The organism is Collinsella aerofaciens (genome assembly GCF_015554145.1).
GTDB lineage: Bacteria > Actinomycetota > Coriobacteriia > Coriobacteriales > Coriobacteriaceae > Collinsella > Collinsella aerofaciens_AA.
On record NZ_JADNHZ010000044.1, the window covers coordinates 1 to 2290 of the forward strand.

Consider the following 2290-nt stretch of genomic DNA (forward strand, 5'->3'; position numbering starts at 1 on the left):
TGTTAGCGCTACTGTAAAAACAACCATTTTGACCAACGCTCAATAACCAATCATGCCAACGCAATCCCGCCATTTGCGCCAACGCATTTTCACCATTTCCACCAACGCCGGGGCTTACGCTTCGATCGACGAGCGAACGATGCTTTCGGGAGGAGCGGGCCGTGGCGGAGAAGAACCTGATCGGAGAGTTGGACATGTACAGGGAAGCGGGCATAAAGCCCAACTTCAGCGACATAGCGAAGCGCTACGGCAAGGACAGGCACACCGTGGCGTCGTACTGGAGGGCCGAGGGCGGGCGGCCCCACGACGGGCGCGGCGACAGGGCGGGCTCGTTCGACGCGCACATCGAGGAGGTGGCCGCCAAGGCGCAGCTGCCGGGAGTCACCAAGAAGGGCATCCACGAGTGGCTGCTGCACAGGTATCCCGGCGAGGACCTGGCCGGCTACAACGCCTTCACCCAGTTCATGCGCAAGAACGGCATCGCCGTCGGGGCCTCCGGCGGCCCGGAGCCGCACCCGCGCTTCGAGACGCCGCCCGGACTGCAGCTGCAGTTCGACTGGAAGGAGTCCGTCAAGATGGCGAACCGCGACGGCGAGCTGTTCGAGTTCAACGTGTTCGCGGCGACGCTGGGCCATTCCCGCAGGCACATATTCATCCGGTCGAGGACCAGGACGACCGACGACCTGGTCAGGTGCATGTACGCCACGATCGCGAGGCTCGGCGGCGTGCCGCGCGAGTGGGTCACGGACAACATGTCCGCCCTGGTGACGGTCAAGGGCGGCAGGCGCCTCAAGGTCCAGCGCGCGTACGAGTTCGCCAAGGCCGCCGGCTTCGAGCTGAAGCTGTGCCGCCCGCGCAGCCCCCAGACGAAGGGCAAGGTCGAGTCGTCGAACCGCTTCCTGTCGCGGCTCATGGCCTACCAGGGCGACTTCGACGGCTGGGACGACATCGACGAGATCGTCGCGCGGATCGAGGACGCCAGCAACTCCGAGCCCAACGAGACCACGGGGCTGCCGCCCTCCGCGCTGTTCATGGAGGAGAAGGACGCGCTGCTGCCCGTCGGCAACCTGCGCGCCCTCGAGGAGGCGATGGGCGACGTGGTGCGCGTGGCCAGGGTGCCGGCCACGATGCTGGTGAGCGCGCACGGCGAGCCCATGTCGGTGCCCAGGCGCTGCATCGGCAGGCCCGCCCGCATCGTCTGCATGCCCGGCGGCGCGATGGACTGCTACGTCGGCGGCGAGCTGGTGGCCACGCACATGGCGGGCGGGCCGGCCTACGACCCGGCGCACTACGCCGAGGCCATGGCCGGCAAGCGGTGGTTCGGCGACGCCGCCGGCGACATCGAGGCGGCCGCCGCGGCCAACCTCGGCCTGCTCGACTCGATAGGGGGCTCGCTGTGAGCGCCGCCGTGCAGGCCAGCCCCCTCAACCGCCTGGCGGCCAACCTCGAGGAGCTGGGGCTCGAGGGCATGGCGTCGTCGGTGCCCGAGTACGTCAGGCTCGTCGCCGACGGGAGGAAGGGCCTGGTCGACGCCATGCTCGAGCTCACCGACGCCCAGATAGCCCTCAAGCGGCGCGCCGACGACGAGCGCCGCACGAGGATGGCCAACTTCCCCTACATAAAGACGCTGGCCGACTTCGACTGGGGCTTCCAGCCGAGCGTGCCGCGCGGGCTGGTCGAGCAGCTGGCCACGCTCGAGTTCATCGACCGCGGCGACAACGTCGTGCTCGTCGGCAGCCCGGGCGTCGGCAAGACCCACCTGTCGATAGCCATAGGCCACGAGGCGGTGATGGCCCGCAAGCAGGTGTACTTCGCCGACTGCTCGAGGCTGGTCGAGGACCTCAAGCACGCCTCGGCGAAGGAGGCGCTGGCGCGCAGGATGCGGTTCTACGAGCACTGCAGCCTGCTGATAATAGACGAGCTCGGCTACCTCGACATCGGCAAGGAGGGCGCCGACCTGCTGTTCCAGTTGGTCAACAGGCGCTACGCGCTCAAGCGGTCGACCATCGTCACGACCAACGTGCCGGTGGGCAGGTGGGGCGACGTGTTCGGCAGCAACGTCACGGCCTCGGCGGTGGCCGACAGGCTTTGCCACCATTGCGCGATGATCAAGATAACGGGACGGTCATACCGCCTGAAGGACGTATCCATCGGCGGTGAGGACGGGAAGGAGGAGGGAGCCTAGACGCCGAAAGCGGCGCATCCGCGTTGGCGAATCCGGCGCATCCGCGTTGGCGCGATTGGCGAAAATACGTTGGTGAAAATGGTGAAAAATATATTGACGCTAACA

The 2290-nt window shown here is 67.0% G+C and carries 2 protein-coding genes; both read left to right on the plus strand.

The window, feature by feature from the left end:
- Positions 1-161: 161 nt before the first annotated feature.
- Positions 162-1400, plus strand: coding sequence for an IS21 family transposase (gene istA, locus I2E13_RS10830; RefSeq protein ID WP_195405107.1), 1239 nt, complete (start codon positions 162-164; stop codon positions 1398-1400).
- Positions 1397-2185, plus strand: coding sequence for an IS21-like element helper ATPase IstB (istB, locus tag I2E13_RS10835; protein ID WP_117648567.1), 789 nt, complete (start codon positions 1397-1399; stop codon positions 2183-2185). The genes istA and istB overlap by 4 nt, the downstream gene beginning before the upstream one ends.
- The last annotated feature ends 105 nt before the right edge of the window (positions 2186-2290 follow it).